Genomic DNA, 16,840 nt, shown 5'->3' on the forward strand with positions numbered 1-16,840 from the left:
ATAAAAAAATGCGTTGCACGGCAATGCTATACAATCGATAGAGGTGATTATAATGGCGAAAAAAACAATGTTCGAGAAAATTTGGGAAAATCACGTCATTCATCAAGAAGAGGGCAAACCAAGTGTAATTTATATCGACCTACATCTTGTTCATGAAGTAACTTCTCCACAAGCATTTGAAGGTCTTCGTTTGTCTGGACGTCAAGTTCGTCGTCCTGAACGTACATTCGCAACAATGGATCATAACGTTCCGACACAAGATCGTTTCAACATTAAAGATCCAATTTCTAAGCAACAAATCGATACACTTACTCAAAACTGTAAAGATTTTGGCGTTAAGTTGTATGATCTTGATAGCCTTGACCAAGGTGTTGTTCACGTAATGGGACCTGAGTTGGGACTTACAGCTCCAGGTAAAACAATTGTTTGTGGTGACTCTCATACTTCTACTCATGGTGCTTTCGGTGCGCTTGCATTCGGTATCGGCACTTCAGAAGTTGAACATGTTATGGCAACTCAATGTTTACAACAATCTAAAGCAAAAACAATGGAAATTCGTTTCAATGGTAAACGTAAACCAGGCGTAACAGCAAAAGATTTAATTCTTGGCGTTATCGCTCAATATGGTACTGACTTTGCAACTGGTTATGTTGTTGAATATACTGGTGAAGCAATCCGTAGCTTATCTATGGAAGAGCGTATGACTGTTTGTAATATGTCAATCGAAGCTGGTGCTCGTGCAGGCATGATCGCACCTGATGAAACGACTTTCAACTATCTACGTGGTCGTCAGCATGTTCCTACTGAATATGATGCAGCGGTAGAAATTTGGAAAGAACTTGTAACTGATGAAGGCGCTGAGTTTGATACAACGGTTGATTTCGATGTAGATTCTCTAATCCCGCAAGTAACTTGGGGAACTAGCCCAGGTATGGGTACAAACATTGAAGCATCGGTACCTAACCCTGCTGAAATGGCAACAGAAAATGAACGTAAAGCTGCTGAAGCAGCTCTAGAATATATGGATTTGAAACCAGGTACGCCAATGACTGAAATTGAAATCGATTATGTATTTATCGGTTCTTGTACAAATGGTCGTATCGAAGATTTACGTGCTGCTGCTGAAATCGCTCGCGGATACAAAGTGTCTGAAAAAGTTACAGCTATCGTTGTTCCAGGTTCAGGTCGCGTTAAGATTCAAGCAGAAGAAGAAGGTCTTGATAAAATCTTTACAGAAGCTGGATTTGAATGGCGTGAAGCTGGTTGCTCTATGTGTCTTGCAATGAACCCAGACGTATTACAACCAGGTCAACGTTGTGCTTCAACATCTAACCGTAACTTCGAAGGTCGTCAAGGTCGTGGTGGTAGAACGCATCTAGTGTCTCCAGCAATGGCAGCTGCGGCAGCAATCGAAGGTCGTTTCACAGATGTTCGTAACTGGGAAGTTAAACAACCAGTAGCTAACTAATTGGAGATAAGAAAGGGGTAACCATCATGGAAAAATTTATTCAACATACAGGAATTGTAGCTCCAGTTGACCGCGTTAACGTCGATACGGATGCAATCATTCCAAAACAGTTTTTGAAACGTATTGAGCGTAGTGGTTTTGGTCAGTTTTTATTCTACGAATGGCGGTTTGACGAAGAAGGTAATGTAAATCCTGAATTCGAGCCGAACAAACCACGTTATGAAGGTGCATCTGTACTTATTTCTCGTGCTAACTTCGGTTGTGGATCTTCTCGTGAGCATGCTCCATGGGCAATTCTTGACTATGGTTATAAAGTAGTTATCGCACCATCTTATGCCGATATCTTCTTTAATAACTGTTTCAAAAATGGTATTCTACCTATTAAACTTAGCGAAGAGCAAGTGGAAGATTTGTTCCAGCGTACTGCTAAGTATGATGGCTACCAATTAAGTGTTGATCTTGAGAGCAAGAAGTTGACTGATAACTATGGTCTTGATATTACTATTGATATCGATGAGCACCGTCGTCAATTTTTACTTCAAGGTCTTGATGATATCGGTCTTACGCTTCATCATGTTGATGCAATTACAGCATACGAAGAAAAACGCGCTCAAGGCATCGTATAATATACGATTTTCAGACACCGATTGGCAATTTATTGCTAATCGGTGTCTTTGTTTTTCATTTTAGTAGATACATATGGGAAAAATAGAGATATAATGGTAGATAAGAGAGTTGATCGTTTAATATTGTTGCCATGCGCAACTTTTTCGGACAAGTTACGTCTAAATTGGTGATGGGTTGACAGCATCTGAGATTGAAGAAATGATCATCGAGGTGGGAAATGAAAAGAGTTGTTAGTAGTTTTATCGTTGTATTGAGTTGCTTCTTACTGTTTGGAATTGTAGGTAATGTATCTGCAGCAATCGTTCCGAAAATATTTGTTGACGGGAATCAATTGCATAGTGACGTTGATCCGTTTATTACAAAAGGTACAACCCTTGTACCGCTAGCTGTATTATCAACTGGACTCGGATATACAGTGAAATGGGACCAAGCATTAAAACAAGCTACTGTGCAAGATGATGACATTAGTATCGTGTTAACGATTGGTCAGAAAATCGGCATGGTTAACAATGAAAGCTATGAATTAGCTTTGGCGCCTATTGTGGTTAAGGGACGCACGATGGTACCTTTACGGTTTGTAACGGAAATTTTAGGGTTTAAGCTAGAGTGGAAGCAAGTTGAGCAAGAAATTTATTTGACTAGTCCAGTGAAAGTACCCGAAATCATCGAACCGACGACACCTGCAGTACAAACAGGGACGGTAACTGGAATAACGGTGGATGCAGATTCTACTATTCACATTAATTATTCAGGTTCAATGAATGAGCCTACTACAATGCTATTGAGCTCTCCCGATCGGCTTGTTGTTGATTTATCAGATACAGGCTATACATACGACTTATCTACTAGTTTTATTAAAGGTCAGACGGAGGTTACTTTAGATGGATTTGAGAATATTACAGGGTATCGATATTCAATATTTAGTAATAATCCTCTAACTGCAAGATTTGTTATTCTATTAAATGAGACTCCAAATTACGAAATTGTGAAGACTGATACGGAAGTGAAGATTTTGTTTGGTGATATGGTCGGAACGGAGCCACCGTTAACTACCGAACCACCAACGACGCCTCCACCAGTAACGGAAAATGGGGATAATCAAGGTAAAGATGTTTATCATGTCGTGCTTGATGCTGGTCACGGCAATGGCGATCCAGGATCAGTAAATAGCAAATTAGGACTGTTTGAGAAAACCTTTAATCTAAGTGCCGTGTTGAAAATTAAAGGTGAGCTTGAAAAAAATCCGAAAATAGTTGTTCATCTAACAAGATCGGATGATACATATTTAGAATTAACGGAACGTGTTGCATTTGCTGAGAAAATACCTGGTCTTGGTAAGAAGGCGGATATCTTTATATCGGTTCATGCGAATAGTTTTACGACAAGTGATGCTAATGGTACGGAAACATATTATAGTAACGCTAGTAGTAAGACGCTTGCTGAAACGATACATCCGCATGTTGTCGCAGCAGTTGGCTTGAAGGATCGTGGTGTGAAGACCGCTGGCTTCAAAGTAATCAAGGCTACAACAATGCCGGCGATTCTATTAGAAGTAGGCTATATGAGTAATGCTGGTGATATTAAAGTACTATTTAATGAAGCGACCCAAAATAAGTTGGCTGTAGAAATAGCAGCTGGCGTGAACAAATATTTGAATCTGCAATAGAATATTTGCTGAACCGATATCATTCACTCTATAAATCTATCATTCAATAATGGTATGATAGATTTATAGCTTTGAAGTTATGTACATATATCTACAGCGATTCTGTTATTTTCGTTTACCGTTTTTCGTATTTGATAATTAGTTATGCAATATATGATATTAAATTTGAATAATAAGGTGGAATTTAATTATGCCAAAACATATTTCGTGGAAAAAAATCATGAGCGGGGCGATTGCCTTTACGCTTATAGCTGGGAGCTCAATTCCTGTATTAACGGCTAATCCGGTTTCAGTAGAAGCAGCTACAACAACGGCAACAAATACAACAAAAGCAACTGGAATTACACCATTTGTAGATATTCCTGTTGGCTTGTATGCTGAGAAGCATATTTATCGTCTGTCGCTACAACAAATTGTTAAAGGTTATCAAGATAAAAAAACAGGTACATTTACCTTCCAATACAATAATACAATTTCGCAAGAAGAAGCTGTTATTATGGCCATTCGTTTCGCAGGATTGGTGAATGAACTTAATACGACAGATATGATTATTTTTGATGAGAAGTTTGTTGTCAAAGAAGATTATAAGCCATACATAGCGCTTGCTTTCGAAAAAGGACTACTTGATCGTGAGCTGGAATATGAGCTTGCAGCTGCAGATACTGTGAATAAATGGGGTTCAAAAGCAGCAAGTCGTGAATGGGTTACCAAACTAGTTATTAAAGCGCTAGATGCACAGCAGAAAGCAGATGAACTTGCTAATAGTGCGACAACATTTACAGATAATAACAAAATAGATAGTAAATATATTGGTTATGTCAATGCAGCAGTTGAATTAGGTCTTATTAAAGGGCTAACTGCGACAACATTTGGACCTGCGTCCCCTATTAACCGTGCAAGCTTTGCGACAATTCTAAGTCGTGCGCAAAAGGATTTCCCACTTGAAGTTGAAGGTCAGCATTATGGTATTCTAACAGCGATTACCGACAAGTCGATTACGATCTATGAGAATGATGTTGAGACAACTTATGCAACAGATGCAACAACAGGATACTACGAGACGGATAATGATTTTGCGATTGATCGTAAAGATCTAACAAAGTACGGAGAAGTAGCTTTATTTGTATCTGGTGGAGTTGCAAAGTTCATTGAAGCCCAAGGTAAAGAGACGTATGTGGAGAGTATTACGACAACAGTTGGTATAGTGAATATTGAGAAAAAAACGATCTATGTATATATTGACAAAGATGCAGTTCCTATTATTTATAATGATAATGTGAAAATATTGAATGCTAAAGGTGAAGCGATCCCGGTATCGACGATTAAGCAAAATGATAGCATTACCATTTTACGCGATACATTCCGTGAAAATTCAGTTCCGATATCGATTACGTTGAACGAGTCTGAAAAAGTGTCCTCTGTTGTAACAGGTACTATGTACAATTTAGATAAAAAAACAATTACAGTGGATACAGATAAAGGATTTGTAGTTAAATTACTTGCTCCAAAAGTAGCAGTTTCCATTCCGTTTGTTAATAATGCTACTATGTCTGATCTAATTAAAGAAGTTGACCAAGTGACGATTACGATGAATGATAAGGATGAAGTCATTAGTATCATTGTATCCGATCGTAATATGAATACGATGTATGCTCCTAACATTGTTAACTTTGATGGAGCGAATAAATTGATTACGGTGACCGATTCAGAAGGGGATAATGCGCAAGCAATTTACTTAACCGATGGGACTCGTTATATGATGGATGGCGTAAGCGTAGATTATAAGACGATTACAAGTATTGTAGATGGGTGGCAAAATATTGTACTTCGTTATGCGGAGCAAAATGATAAAAAGGTTGCTATCTATTATGATTTGGTTTCCAAATATGAAGGTGAGCTTGTGTCGTTGAACCAGACGGACAAAATTGTAACGTTCAGCCTGCCTGATGATACGATCGTGAAAATGGATTACAGAGGAGCTACGATCGACAGTCTAACAAATACATCGACTACGTTCTCGAATATGAAGGTGGGGACGAAGCTAACATTCGAGTTATCTTCATCTGATGTGAAAGTTACTTCCTTCAACTTACATGAAACACATCAACTAACGATTCAATCGATTACACAGTCTACGGAAGAAATTAAATTCAAAGATAGTAAAGGCGATTTATATTTCGCTCTATTTGATGAAGTGGAAATTGTAAAGGCCGATGGCTCTGCTGCAACTCCCAAAGATCTCGTGACTGGAAAAACAGTATCAGTAATTTTTGTTGGAAGCCAAATTTCAACGGTTACTATTCCGTAAATACGACATTATACGTAACATTTTGTGAAAACTGCCCTTTTTGGGCAGTTTTTTTTGTAATATAAGAAATTGTTACTTGCACAGTGTAGATTTTTTCGCTACACTTTGAACGATGGTTAAGAAGTGGAGGCAAACGAATGAATGGAAAGCAAAAAATGAGGCATGTGTTAGACATATTAGCTGATATGTTTCCTGATGCTCATTGTGAACTTATTCACAGCAATCCATTTGAATTAACGATTGCTGTACTGCTTTCAGCGCAATGTACAGATGAGACAGTGAATAAGGTGACGGTTAATTTATTTCAAAAGTATAAATCTCCAGCAGATTATTTGGCTGTGCCTCTTGAAGAACTTGAAGGAGATATCCGGAGAATTGGTTTGTTTCGAAGTAAAGCTTCTAATATACAAAAATTATGCCGTATCGTAATCGATAAGTATGATGGCGATGTGCCAGATACTCATGAAGGTTTAATTGAATTACCTGGGGTTGGACGTAAGACGGCTAATGTTGTGATGTCTAACGCGTTTGGCGTTCCTGCCATTGCTGTTGATACTCATGTTGATCGTGTCTCCAAACGTTTAGGTTTTGCCAAACAAGACGATACCGTATTAGAAGTGGAACATAAGCTGATGAAGCTAGTACCGCGAGAGGAATGGACCCTTACACATCACCGTTTAATCTTTTTTGGCCGCTATCATTGCAAAGCGCAAAATCCGCAATGTGCAGTCTGTCCTTTGATTGAGTTGTGCAAAGAAGGAAAGAAGCGTATGAAAGTCACTGAAACAACTAAAGCTAAGTTAAAAACTAATGCTAATGCAAAAACTAAACTAAAGTAATGAGGATGATTAACAAATGAAATGCATTTCCGTGTACACAAATAGCTTTGAAAATTTTTCTGATATTTATGAGCAAGTTCTAGAATCACCACCACAAGACAATGAAGATATTGTAGTTGATGGCATTACGGTAAGTGGATCTGGACATGTACCAACTCAATATATTGAACGTATGCGTGCAAAACCAGAGGTTGTTGTTATGAGAGAAAAAGCTCGCGATATTATGATTCTTCAACACGGTAACGTATTTGAAATCTGCTTACCATCTGATGAAGAAGAAGTAGAAGAATATGAAGAAGAATTAGAAGTTGTTGAATAAGGAGAGACATTGATATGTCGATGGTTAGTTTACTAGAGAAGATTCAATATATCTCAAGTGAAATGACTTCACATAACGATCATATACATGCTCACAAAGCATTAGAGTTGAATAGTAAGCTGACTGAAGGTCAGCTTACTATTGCTTTATGTGGACACTTTTCTGCAGGGAAATCTACATTAGTTAATACTTTATGTGGCGCCAAATTGCTACCATCTAGCCCAATTCCGACAAGTGCGAATGTCGTTACGATTTCATATGGCAAGCAGAGCAAGGCAGAAGTAGAAGTGTGGAGTAATGGTATCACTCGATATGATGAAGTAGCAATTGAACAGTTAGAGCAATATTGTACCGATGGTGAAAAGTTTATTTCGGTTAATATACAGTATCCAAGTCCTCTATTAAAGAAAGGACTAGTACTACTTGATACACCTGGAATTGATTCAACCGATGCGGCACATAAGCTAGCGACAGAATCCGCTTTACATATGGCAGATGTCGTGTTCTATGTAATGGATTATAATCATGTTCAATCAGAAATTAATTTTTCCTTTGCGAAAGAGCTGAAGGAATGGAATAAGCCATTATACTTTATCGTTAATCAAATTGATAAGCACCGCGAGCAAGAATTAAGCTTCGCGTCCTATGAGCAAAGTGTTGTAGAAGCGTTCCATGCATGGCATTTGGAGCCTGCTGGCATCTTGTATTTGTCATTGCGAGAACCCAATCATCCGCATCATCAATGGCATTTATTACAGCGCTTACTTGATGAATTAGCAAAACAACAATCGCATCTAAGTACATTTAGCGTCTGGTCATCGATTTTCCAGTTAGCTAAGGAGCATGGTCAGATCATAGAGGAACACTCCTCTGAGAAGCGCCACGAGCTGCTAGAGGCTATCGGAGGCGAAGATCAGCTTATTCATGTGGAAACACAATTGCAGGCGCTTAATGGAGAAATCTCAGAACTGCAAGCGCAATCAGAACAGTTTCCAATTGTGCTTCGCAAAGAAATTGAGGAAGTATTAGACAATGCGAATATTACACCTGCTGAACTACGGGATTTGGCTCATCAGTTTCTGGAAAGTCGAAAGCCAGGCTTCCGTCAAGGTCTACTATTTGCCAAGGGCAAGACCGCTCAAGAGCAAGAACGCCGCCTGGCACAATTTTATGTAGAACTGAAAAAGCTCACGAATGCAGCGATTGAATGGCATCTTAAAGTACTGCTTCGTAACGCAGGTAAGAAAATCGCTTATGACGAGCAAAGGTTAGAGCAGCTTCTGCTAATGGTTGATGAGCATAGTCCTTCGGAGCAATTGCTCAATGAAAAAGTAAATCATGGAGCAGTTTTCGGTAATGAATATACGATAACGTATAGTAAAGACTTGTCCAATACGATTAAGCTTAACTATCGCCTTGTTGCACTCACTATCGTTGATCAATTGTGGGACCACTTGAAGACTAGTCATCTGACTCGAAGTAATGAGCTACATGAGCAACTGATGCAGTGGAAGGAACGGGCAGCGGCAGTAGAACAGTATCGTTTGCTTGAAGAGGAAATTTCTGAATATCAAGTGAAGCTACTGTCTAGCTTAGAGCCACCTATTCAGTCGCCTATTCTGCCTAATCCGTCGCAGCTGCTTCTAGAAGAGGAGCAACCAAGTCAAGAGGATGAATTGTTATCATTTGTTGGGCAGAAGGAGCAAGTCGATCTAAGTGAGATGTTCGCTGCTCATGATGACAACGTGGCGAGCTCATTTTCTGTGGAGCAACAACAATCACTACAGTATGATATTAGTGATCAGCTTAAGGCGGTAGCGAAGCTCATTGCAACTGTAGAAGGTCTGGACAGTATTGCGCATGATTTATTAGTGAAAAGTGAGCGACTAACACATAATGAGTTTACGATCTCTTTGTTTGGTGCATTTAGCGCAGGTAAATCATCGCTAGCTAATGCACTAATTGGAGAAGCCGTCTTGCCCGTTAGTCCGAATCCGACTACAGCAGCGATTAACAGCTTATTACCTCCAAAAGCTGGCTTCGAGCATAATACTGCACTGATTTATATGAAATCGAAAGAACTAATGCTCGATGATATGTATTACTCATTGTCACTGCTAGGCCATACGATCCCCAAGAAAGCGAAAGAAGATGTTGAGCATCTCTTTAAGCTAATTGATAGTATTACACCTGATAGTATTCATAATGGGGGTAGAGCTCATTATAGCTTCATTAAAGCGGCAAGGCAGGGCTGGGCGGCACAAGAGCAATGGTTAGGTCAAGAACGTAAAGTTGATCGAGATCAGTATGTGTTGTATGTTGCGGAAGAACAACGCTCATGCTATGTACAAGAAATAAAGTTCTATTATGATTGTCCTTTGACTGCAGCGGGAATTATTCTAGTGGACACTCCTGGAGCTGATTCTGTTAATGCACGTCATACTGGCGTAGCGTTCAATTATATTAAAAATACGGATGCGATTATTTTCGTAACGTATTACAATCATGCATTTTCACATGCTGATCGACAGTTTTTGAACCAACTAGGACGCGTGAAGGATCAATTTGAACTAGATAAAATGTTCTTTGTCGTTAATGCAGCGGATCTCGCTTCGGATAGTGAAGAGCTTCAAGGTGTGTTAGATCATGTCGAGCGTAATTTGAATGGGCATGGCATTATGAAGCCAAGGTTGTTCCCGATTTCTAGTATTCAAGCGTTAGAAGCGAGACAGAATGAAGATCCGACGTTATTACAGCAATCAGGTCTAGCTGTATTTGAGCAACTGTTTTTCCAATTCATTCATGATGAGCTAGGTTCATTAACAGTAGATGCTGCTAAGCAGGAATTACTGCGTAGTCAGCAGTTAGTAGCAGGTCTGTTGCAAGGCGCACAGCATGCGCAAGCAGACAAAGCAGCGTCTCTACTAGCGCTCGCATCTGCTGAGCAAGCATTAGGTGAGCCAATTGAACGTTTTGCTAAGTCGATGATCCCGCAAGCGTTAAAACAAGAAATCGAAGAGTTAATGTACTATATTATTCAGCGTATACGTTTCCGGTTTGGCGACTTCTATAATTATGCCTTCAATCCATCACAGCTAAGGGATGATATAGGGCAGCTGTCACAAGCGGTATGGACGTCATGGCTAGAATTACAACGAACGCTTGCCCTTGAGTTAGAGCAAGAACTATTGGCTACTACGATGCGAGTTGAGAAGAAACTGAAGCAGCAACTAATGGAACCTTATATTCACTTAAGTGAACAAGCCGTTACCCAATTGAACGGTTACTCTCTCGCTGCCTTTCATATTGACGATATCGATCAGCCTGCAGGGCAAATTTCTTGGGCGTATGATGAGATGAAATCAAAGTGGCTGTGGAGTCAGTTCAAATCCCCAAAAACTTTTTTTGAAGGCGAAGGTAAAGTAGCACTTCGTAAAGAATTAGATGCGCTACTATTTCCAACGATGGAGATATGGATGAAGGCAGTAAGTAGCGAGTGGTTGCTGCACTATGATGCACAGTGGCAGGAGCATACGCAGATGCAAGCGAATAAATTGCTTGCTAGTATTGCTCAATTCACATCGCAGCAGCGTAAATTATTGTCTGATGAAGCTTATGTATTACAACTTCAAACCATTTCAAAAGCAGTTAATGACATCGTTGATATTGCTTGATTATCATTATCATAAATTACTTATTACGCGAATGTCCATTTCTTTCTATGTCAGAAAGAAATGGGCATTTTTGCACAAATGAGTGTGAAAATATGCAAAAATGGAGCAATACGAACATATTAGCTACTAAGTACCATCAATTGAGAGTAAAGTTAAACTATGTTCACTCATTTGCCATATTAAGAGTTCACATAGTTGGAAACGCTACAAATTGCAGTTTGCTGTTCTTTGCAGGAGTTGATAAGATTCTTGCATATTAAACAAATGTGGGGAGTTGACCGTCTTGGAAATACTGAGGCAGCTGAAAGCCTTCTATCTACCAGAGAAGAAATTTATTGTAGGATCATTGTTTTTCCTCGTTCTTGCTACTGGAGTAGGTCTTGCTCAGCCTTACCTTATGAAGTATTTGATCGACGAGATTATTTTGAAGGAGAATTTTGAACTCGTTGTACCAATTGCGTTATTAGTTGTAGGCGTTGTAACATTTAAGGCAATCAATCAGTTTTTACATGGTTTCTGTGGTGGTAGATTAGGTAATCGAGTCGCTACTAGAATGAGAAATGCATTGTATGAGAAGTTGAATACGCTGTCTTATCAATATTATGATAAGGCAAAAACGGGAGATTTGATGTCACGTTTAACGGCGGATTTGGAAGCTATTCGTAACTTTATTGGCTTTGGCTTTGCGCAATTATTGAATGTGTTCTTAATGGCAGTTTTAGGCGGAACAATGATGATGGTTTTCAGTTGGAAGTTAACATTAATTACGTTGTTACCACTTCCGTTATTGCTATTTCTTGCTTTCCGCTTTGAAAGTCGGATTCATCCAATATTTAGAGAGATGCGTAAAGCGATGAGTAATCTGACAACGGCTGTACAAGAAAATATTACAGGCGTTCGTACCGTTAAGTCGTATGCTCGAGAAGGCTTTGAAGTTGACAAGTTTTCAGAGCGAAGTGTTGCTTTTCAGAAGAATCAAATTAATGCGTCAGCCAAATGGGCACAGTATTTCCCGATGATGGAACTTGTCGCTAACCTATGTGTCATTATTCTGCTTGTAGCGGGTGGTACGATGGTTATCAATGGTTCTTTAACGCTTGGTCAGTTTGTTGCTTCTTTTAATTTAATCTGGTTCATTATTGGTCCAATGTGGGGACTAGGGTTCCATATTAATAACTACACGCAATTCAAGGCTTCTAGTGAACGCGTGTTAAATCTACTAGCAGAGCCGATTAAAGTGAAGAATAAAGCGCATGCAAAAGTACTTCATGCTCAAGATGTTGTGGGTGAAGTTAAGTTTAACCATGTAACATTTAACTATCCAGATAAGAAGCCTGCTGTAACGGATATTGACTTACACGCTCCTGCTGGGTCAGTCATTGGTTTACTTGGAGCAACAGGTTCTGGTAAATCAACGATAATTCAATTGCTGATGCGTGCCTATGATGTTAAGCAAGGTTCAATTACAGTTGATGGTCAAGATATTCGTGAGCTAGATGTCGGATCGCTGCGTACGATTATTGCACCTGTATTCCAAGAGACTTTTCTTTTCTCATCGTCTATTAGAGATAATATCTCTTATGGTATTTCTGGGTTATCACAAGAGGATGTCGAACGTGCAGCAAAGCTTGCGAAAGCCCATGAATTTATTATGGAAATGCCACTTGGATATGACACGGTCGTAGGGGAACGAGGCATGGGGCTATCTGGTGGACAGAAACAACGTCTTGCGATTGCGCGCGCATTTATCAAAAATCCGAAAATTCTCATTCTTGATGATGCGACCAGTGCAGTCGATATGGAAACAGAGCATGATATCCAAGCGGGCTTCAAAGAGCTAATGGCTGGCAGAACGACATTTATTATTGCACATCGTATTTCATCGTTAAGATTTGCCGATGAGATCATTGTGTTAGACGAAGGTCATATTGTACAACGTGGTAATCATCAATCATTACTAACGCAAGATGGACCTTACCGAGACACATATCAAATACAATATGCTGATTCGCCAGAGCAACAAATAGCCTCTGCGGTTAGTGAGAAAGTGTAGAGGAGGTCTTGTAAATGGCGAAAAAAGCAAAAGTAGAAGAAACGATTAAAAATGATCGTTTTATATATACGGATGATGACGCAATTGAGAAAAGTTTTAACTGGGAACAGCTTAGTCGATTATTTACTTACATGAAGCCTTATAAGCGTGAACTTATTCCTGTTATCATCATGATGGTTATTGGTACATTAACTAAACTAGGTGTACCACTACTTATCTTTTATGGAATTGACCATGTCATTGATCCCAAGAAAGGGTCAGGGCTAACTAGTGATCTGTGGCTATTAGGCGCAATTATGCTTGGAATGTATCTCATTCAGTTATTTGCAACACAGTTTCGAATTCGTAATACGAATATCATTGGTCAAAAGGTACTGTATGATCTGCGTACCCATATATTCACTCATATTCAGAAGCTATCATTCCGCTTTTTCGATAAGCGACCAGCCGGTTCAGTCCTTGTACGTGTAACGAATGATGTTAATGCCCTGCAAGATTTGTTCACCAATGGTGTAGTCAATCTATTGATGGATATTGTTCAATTAGTAGGTATCGTAGTGATCTTGCTGGCGATTAACATTAAGCTAGGCTTGGCAGTTATGATTACTGTTCCGCTCATGTTTATTGTGTCTACTTCATTGCGGAAACGGATTCGGTTTGCTTGGCAGGATGTTCGGATGAAAAACTCGCGCATTAACTCACATTTGAATGAAAGTATTCAAGGGATGAAAGTGACGCAAGCTTATGTACAAGAAGAGAACAATATCAAATTTTTCAAAGATATGAATGCATCTAACTTGAAATCTTGGAATAAAGCATCAGCAATGAATCAGGCGTTTGGTCCGATTATTGAGATCACTTCTGCGATCGGTACTTGTATACTATTCTGGTACGGTACTCATCTTATTCAGATTGGAGTATTCTCAGTAGGTATGTTAGTTGCATACTCAAGCTATATGAGTAACTTCTGGGAGCCGATCAATCGTCTTGGTCAAATGTATTCACAATTACTAATCGCGATGGCATCATCAGAGCGTATCTTCGAATTTATCGATGAAGAACCTAATGTTGCACAGAAGACGGAAGCAGGAGCATTGCCGCATATTGAAGGTAATGTAAAGTTTGAAAATATCGTATTTGAATATGAACCTGGTAGACCTGCACTGAAAAATATTTCGATTGATGTGAAAGCTGGTCAATCGATCGCTTTGGTCGGTCATACTGGCTCGGGTAAAAGTACCATTATTAATTTGCTATGTCGCTTCTACGATCCTGTACAAGGACGGGTTCTCATTGACGATACCGACATTCGAGATATTACATTTGACAGTTTGCGAACACAGGTAGGTCTTGTGATGCAAGATACGTTCATCTTCTCAGGAACGATCAAAGATAATATTCGTTATGGTAAATTAGATGCGACTCATGATCAGATTGTAAAGGTAGCGCAAGCTGTTAACGCTCATGAATTTATTATGAGTTTGCCAGATGGCTACGATACGCAAGTAGAAGAGCGGGGCAATATGTTATCTATGGGTCAAAGACAATTATTATCATTTGCTAGAGCGTTATTGTCTGATCCGAAAATTCTTATTCTTGATGAGGCTACGGCGAGCATTGATACCGATACAGAATTGAAAATTCAAGCTGCATTGAAGGTGCTGCTGAAAGGCAGAACATCGTTCATGATCGCTCACCGACTATCTACGATTCGTCATGCTGATGATATTATCGTGCTAGATCATGGTCAAATCGTCGAACAAGGTAATCACCAACGATTGATGCAAGAAAAAGGCGTATATTATGGACTCATCCAAGCACAATATCGTTATTTATAGTTGATTTTTCTACGAAGAACCTCAATAATGGAAGAAAACAATGTCTATTCACGAATATTAGTATTCGAAAGAGTAGTCATATGATTCCAGGAGGTTCTTTTTTTATGTATGGAGCACCATATTCAAATAAAGCTCGTAAATTGCTTTTATTAGGTTCTGGAGAGTTAGGTAAAGAAGTTGTTCTGGAAGCACAGCGTCTTGGTGTAGAAACGATAGCGGTAGATCGTTATGAGCATGCTCCTGCTATGCAAGTAGCCCATCGCTCTTATGTTATTAATATGCAGGATGGAGAAGCTTTGCGCCAAGTCATTGAAGCTGAAAAACCTGATTATATTGTCCCTGAAATCGAAGCGATAGCGACTGATATGTTAGTACAATTAGAGTTAGAAGGTCATCGTGTTATTCCAACTGCTCGTGCCGCGCAGCTTACAATGGATCGTGAAGGTATTCGCAGATTAGCTGCGGAAACACTCGCTTTACCTACAGCACCTTATCAATTTGCTGAATCATTAGATCAATTACGTGAAGCGACAGTGCAACTTGGTTTTCCATGTGTCATTAAACCTCTGATGAGCTCTTCAGGAAAAGGACAAAGTGTATGTCGTTCTGAGGAAGATATAGAAGTATGCTGGAAGTATGCTATGGAAGGCGGAAGAACGCAGAAACAACGTATTATTGTGGAAGGTTTCGTTCAATTCGAATCAGAAATCACGTTGTTGACCGTTCGCAGCGCATCTGGAACGAGCTTCTGTAATCCAATTGGTCATATTCAACGTGATGGCGATTATATCGAATCATGGCAACCACATGAGATGTCTGAAGCTCAGATTGTTGAAGCAGAGCAGATTGCACGAACGATTACTGATGAATTAGGTGGTTATGGTATTTACGGTGTAGAACTATTTCTAACGAAGGATGGCGTATTGTTCAGTGAAGTATCGCCCCGTCCACATGATACTGGAATGGTGACGATGGCAACGCAAGATTATTCGCAGTTTGCCTTGCATGTTCGTGCTATTCTAGGCTATCCTATACCTACCATTCGCCAATTGACGCCAGGTGCATCACATACGTTAAAAGCAACGATGGAATCAAAGCATTTTATGATTGGTGGAGTAGAAGAAGCATTATCTGTGCCTAATACTACGGTTCGCATATTCGGCAAGCCCGAGACTACAGTAGGTCGTCGCATGGCGGTAGCACTTTCTAGTGGAGATAATACGGATGAAGCGAGAAGCTATGCAACCAGAGCAGCAAAATCATTATTCATTGAAGAGATAGTTCAATAAGTGGACTTTGATTATAAGAAATTAAGTAGGTGAAACAATGGGTAAGAAACAGAAAAAGGTAACAAAGCAAAAGGAATTTACGAGCAGCAAAAATGAATCTAACACGACAAGTGGATCAAGCTTGAAGGATTTACTCGGTAGTGATGTGCTGGAAAAGTTGAAAGCACAAAGTGACGCACTTGTACAAGCGGATCAAGATCGTAAAAACAAGGAAGCCGAGGCGAAAGCGGAGCAACAACGCTTAGAGCAGAAGCGACTTGAAAATGATTTTGACTATTTGCTTAACAATAGTGATACAAATTGGAGTAAATATAAGTAACAGATATAAGTAATGCTTTAGTATTAAGGTAAGTTGGACTGCTCTGAGAGTCGTTATAATATGACTTTTAGAGCAGTTTTTTTGTGCTGTGATTTTCTAGCTAAGCTCCATTCAGCACATTGCGCATCGATCCGCAATACCAGTACTCTCAGTGCACCTCACACCTATTAACGAAACTTGCGGACTGTAAGGACGTTATTCCTACGTTTTTCGCTTATTATGAGTTATCGAGGACTCAGAGGACGTTATACACTCGTTTGCGCTGAATGTAGCTACTACGCCATAACAAAGCCAAAAGTACCTTTAATAAGCGCTGAATGGTGCTATCAAGCACGGCGAAATAAAGAAAAAGTTTCTTTAATAGTCTGTTGACATGGCAATTAAGCGTAGTTAATGTAACTTTTTGCGCTGTTAATAACATTCACGATTTCTAGGCAACT

11 protein-coding genes are annotated in these 16,840 nt (G+C 39.5%); all 11 read left to right on the forward strand.

Annotated elements, in window-relative coordinates; all coding sequences use genetic code 11:
• Nucleotides 1-52: 52 nt before the first annotated feature.
• The 11 genes from leuC to AC1TO5_RS16930 all read left to right on the forward strand — a co-directional run bounded on the left by leuC (nt 53) and on the right by AC1TO5_RS16930 (nt 16,400).
• The gene (gene leuC, locus AC1TO5_RS16880; protein WP_482064008.1) at nt 53-1,468 is read left to right on the forward strand and encodes a 3-isopropylmalate dehydratase large subunit; all 1,416 of its coding nucleotides are present in this window, start codon (nt 53-55) and stop codon (nt 1,466-1,468) included.
• A 26-nt stretch (nt 1,469-1,494) separates the two neighbouring features.
• Nucleotides 1,495-2,094, forward strand: coding sequence for a 3-isopropylmalate dehydratase small subunit (gene leuD / locus AC1TO5_RS16885; protein ID WP_482064009.1), 600 nt, complete (start codon nt 1,495-1,497; stop codon nt 2,092-2,094).
• A gap of 218 nt (nt 2,095-2,312) precedes the next feature.
• Entirely contained in the window at nt 2,313-3,761 is a 1,449-nt protein-coding gene (locus tag AC1TO5_RS16890; RefSeq protein WP_482064010.1) for an N-acetylmuramoyl-L-alanine amidase, read from the forward strand.
• A 190-nt stretch (nt 3,762-3,951) separates the two neighbouring features.
• Nucleotides 3,952-6,069: an S-layer homology domain-containing protein gene (locus AC1TO5_RS16895; RefSeq protein ID WP_482064011.1), complete on the forward strand. Its 2,118-nt coding sequence runs from the start codon at nt 3,952-3,954 to the stop codon at nt 6,067-6,069.
• Between the two features lie 137 nt (nt 6,070-6,206).
• The gene (gene nth / locus AC1TO5_RS16900; RefSeq protein ID WP_482064012.1) at nt 6,207-6,908 is read left to right on the forward strand and encodes an endonuclease III; all 702 of its coding nucleotides are present in this window, start codon (nt 6,207-6,209) and stop codon (nt 6,906-6,908) included.
• Nucleotides 6,909-6,924: 16 nt separating this feature from the next.
• Nucleotides 6,925-7,227 (forward strand): NAD/NADP transhydrogenase alpha subunit, encoded by a 303-nt coding sequence (locus tag AC1TO5_RS16905; protein ID WP_482064013.1) that lies wholly within the window; start codon nt 6,925-6,927, stop codon nt 7,225-7,227.
• 14 nt (nt 7,228-7,241) lie between these two features.
• Nucleotides 7,242-10,901, forward strand: coding sequence for a dynamin family protein (locus tag AC1TO5_RS16910; protein WP_482064014.1), 3,660 nt, complete (start codon nt 7,242-7,244; stop codon nt 10,899-10,901).
• 283 nt (nt 10,902-11,184) lie between these two features.
• Nucleotides 11,185-12,954, forward strand: coding sequence for an ABC transporter ATP-binding protein (locus tag AC1TO5_RS16915; protein ID WP_482064015.1), 1,770 nt, complete (start codon nt 11,185-11,187; stop codon nt 12,952-12,954).
• A 14-nt stretch (nt 12,955-12,968) separates the two neighbouring features.
• The gene (locus AC1TO5_RS16920) at nt 12,969-14,792 is read left to right on the forward strand and encodes an ABC transporter ATP-binding protein (RefSeq protein WP_482064016.1); all 1,824 of its coding nucleotides are present in this window, start codon (nt 12,969-12,971) and stop codon (nt 14,790-14,792) included.
• A gap of 104 nt (nt 14,793-14,896) precedes the next feature.
• Nucleotides 14,897-16,081 carry a formate-dependent phosphoribosylglycinamide formyltransferase gene (gene purT, locus AC1TO5_RS16925; RefSeq protein WP_482064017.1) on the forward strand — a complete coding sequence of 395 codons (1,185 nt, stop codon included), beginning with the start codon at nt 14,897-14,899 and terminating at the stop codon, nt 16,079-16,081.
• Nucleotides 16,082-16,118: 37 nt separating this feature from the next.
• A complete protein-coding gene (locus tag AC1TO5_RS16930) occupies nt 16,119-16,400 on the forward strand; it encodes a YqkE family protein (RefSeq protein WP_482064018.1) in 282 nt (93 codons plus the stop codon).
• Nucleotides 16,401-16,840 lie beyond the last annotated feature (440 nt).

The organism is Paenibacillus sp. Y930 (genome assembly GCF_056786375.1).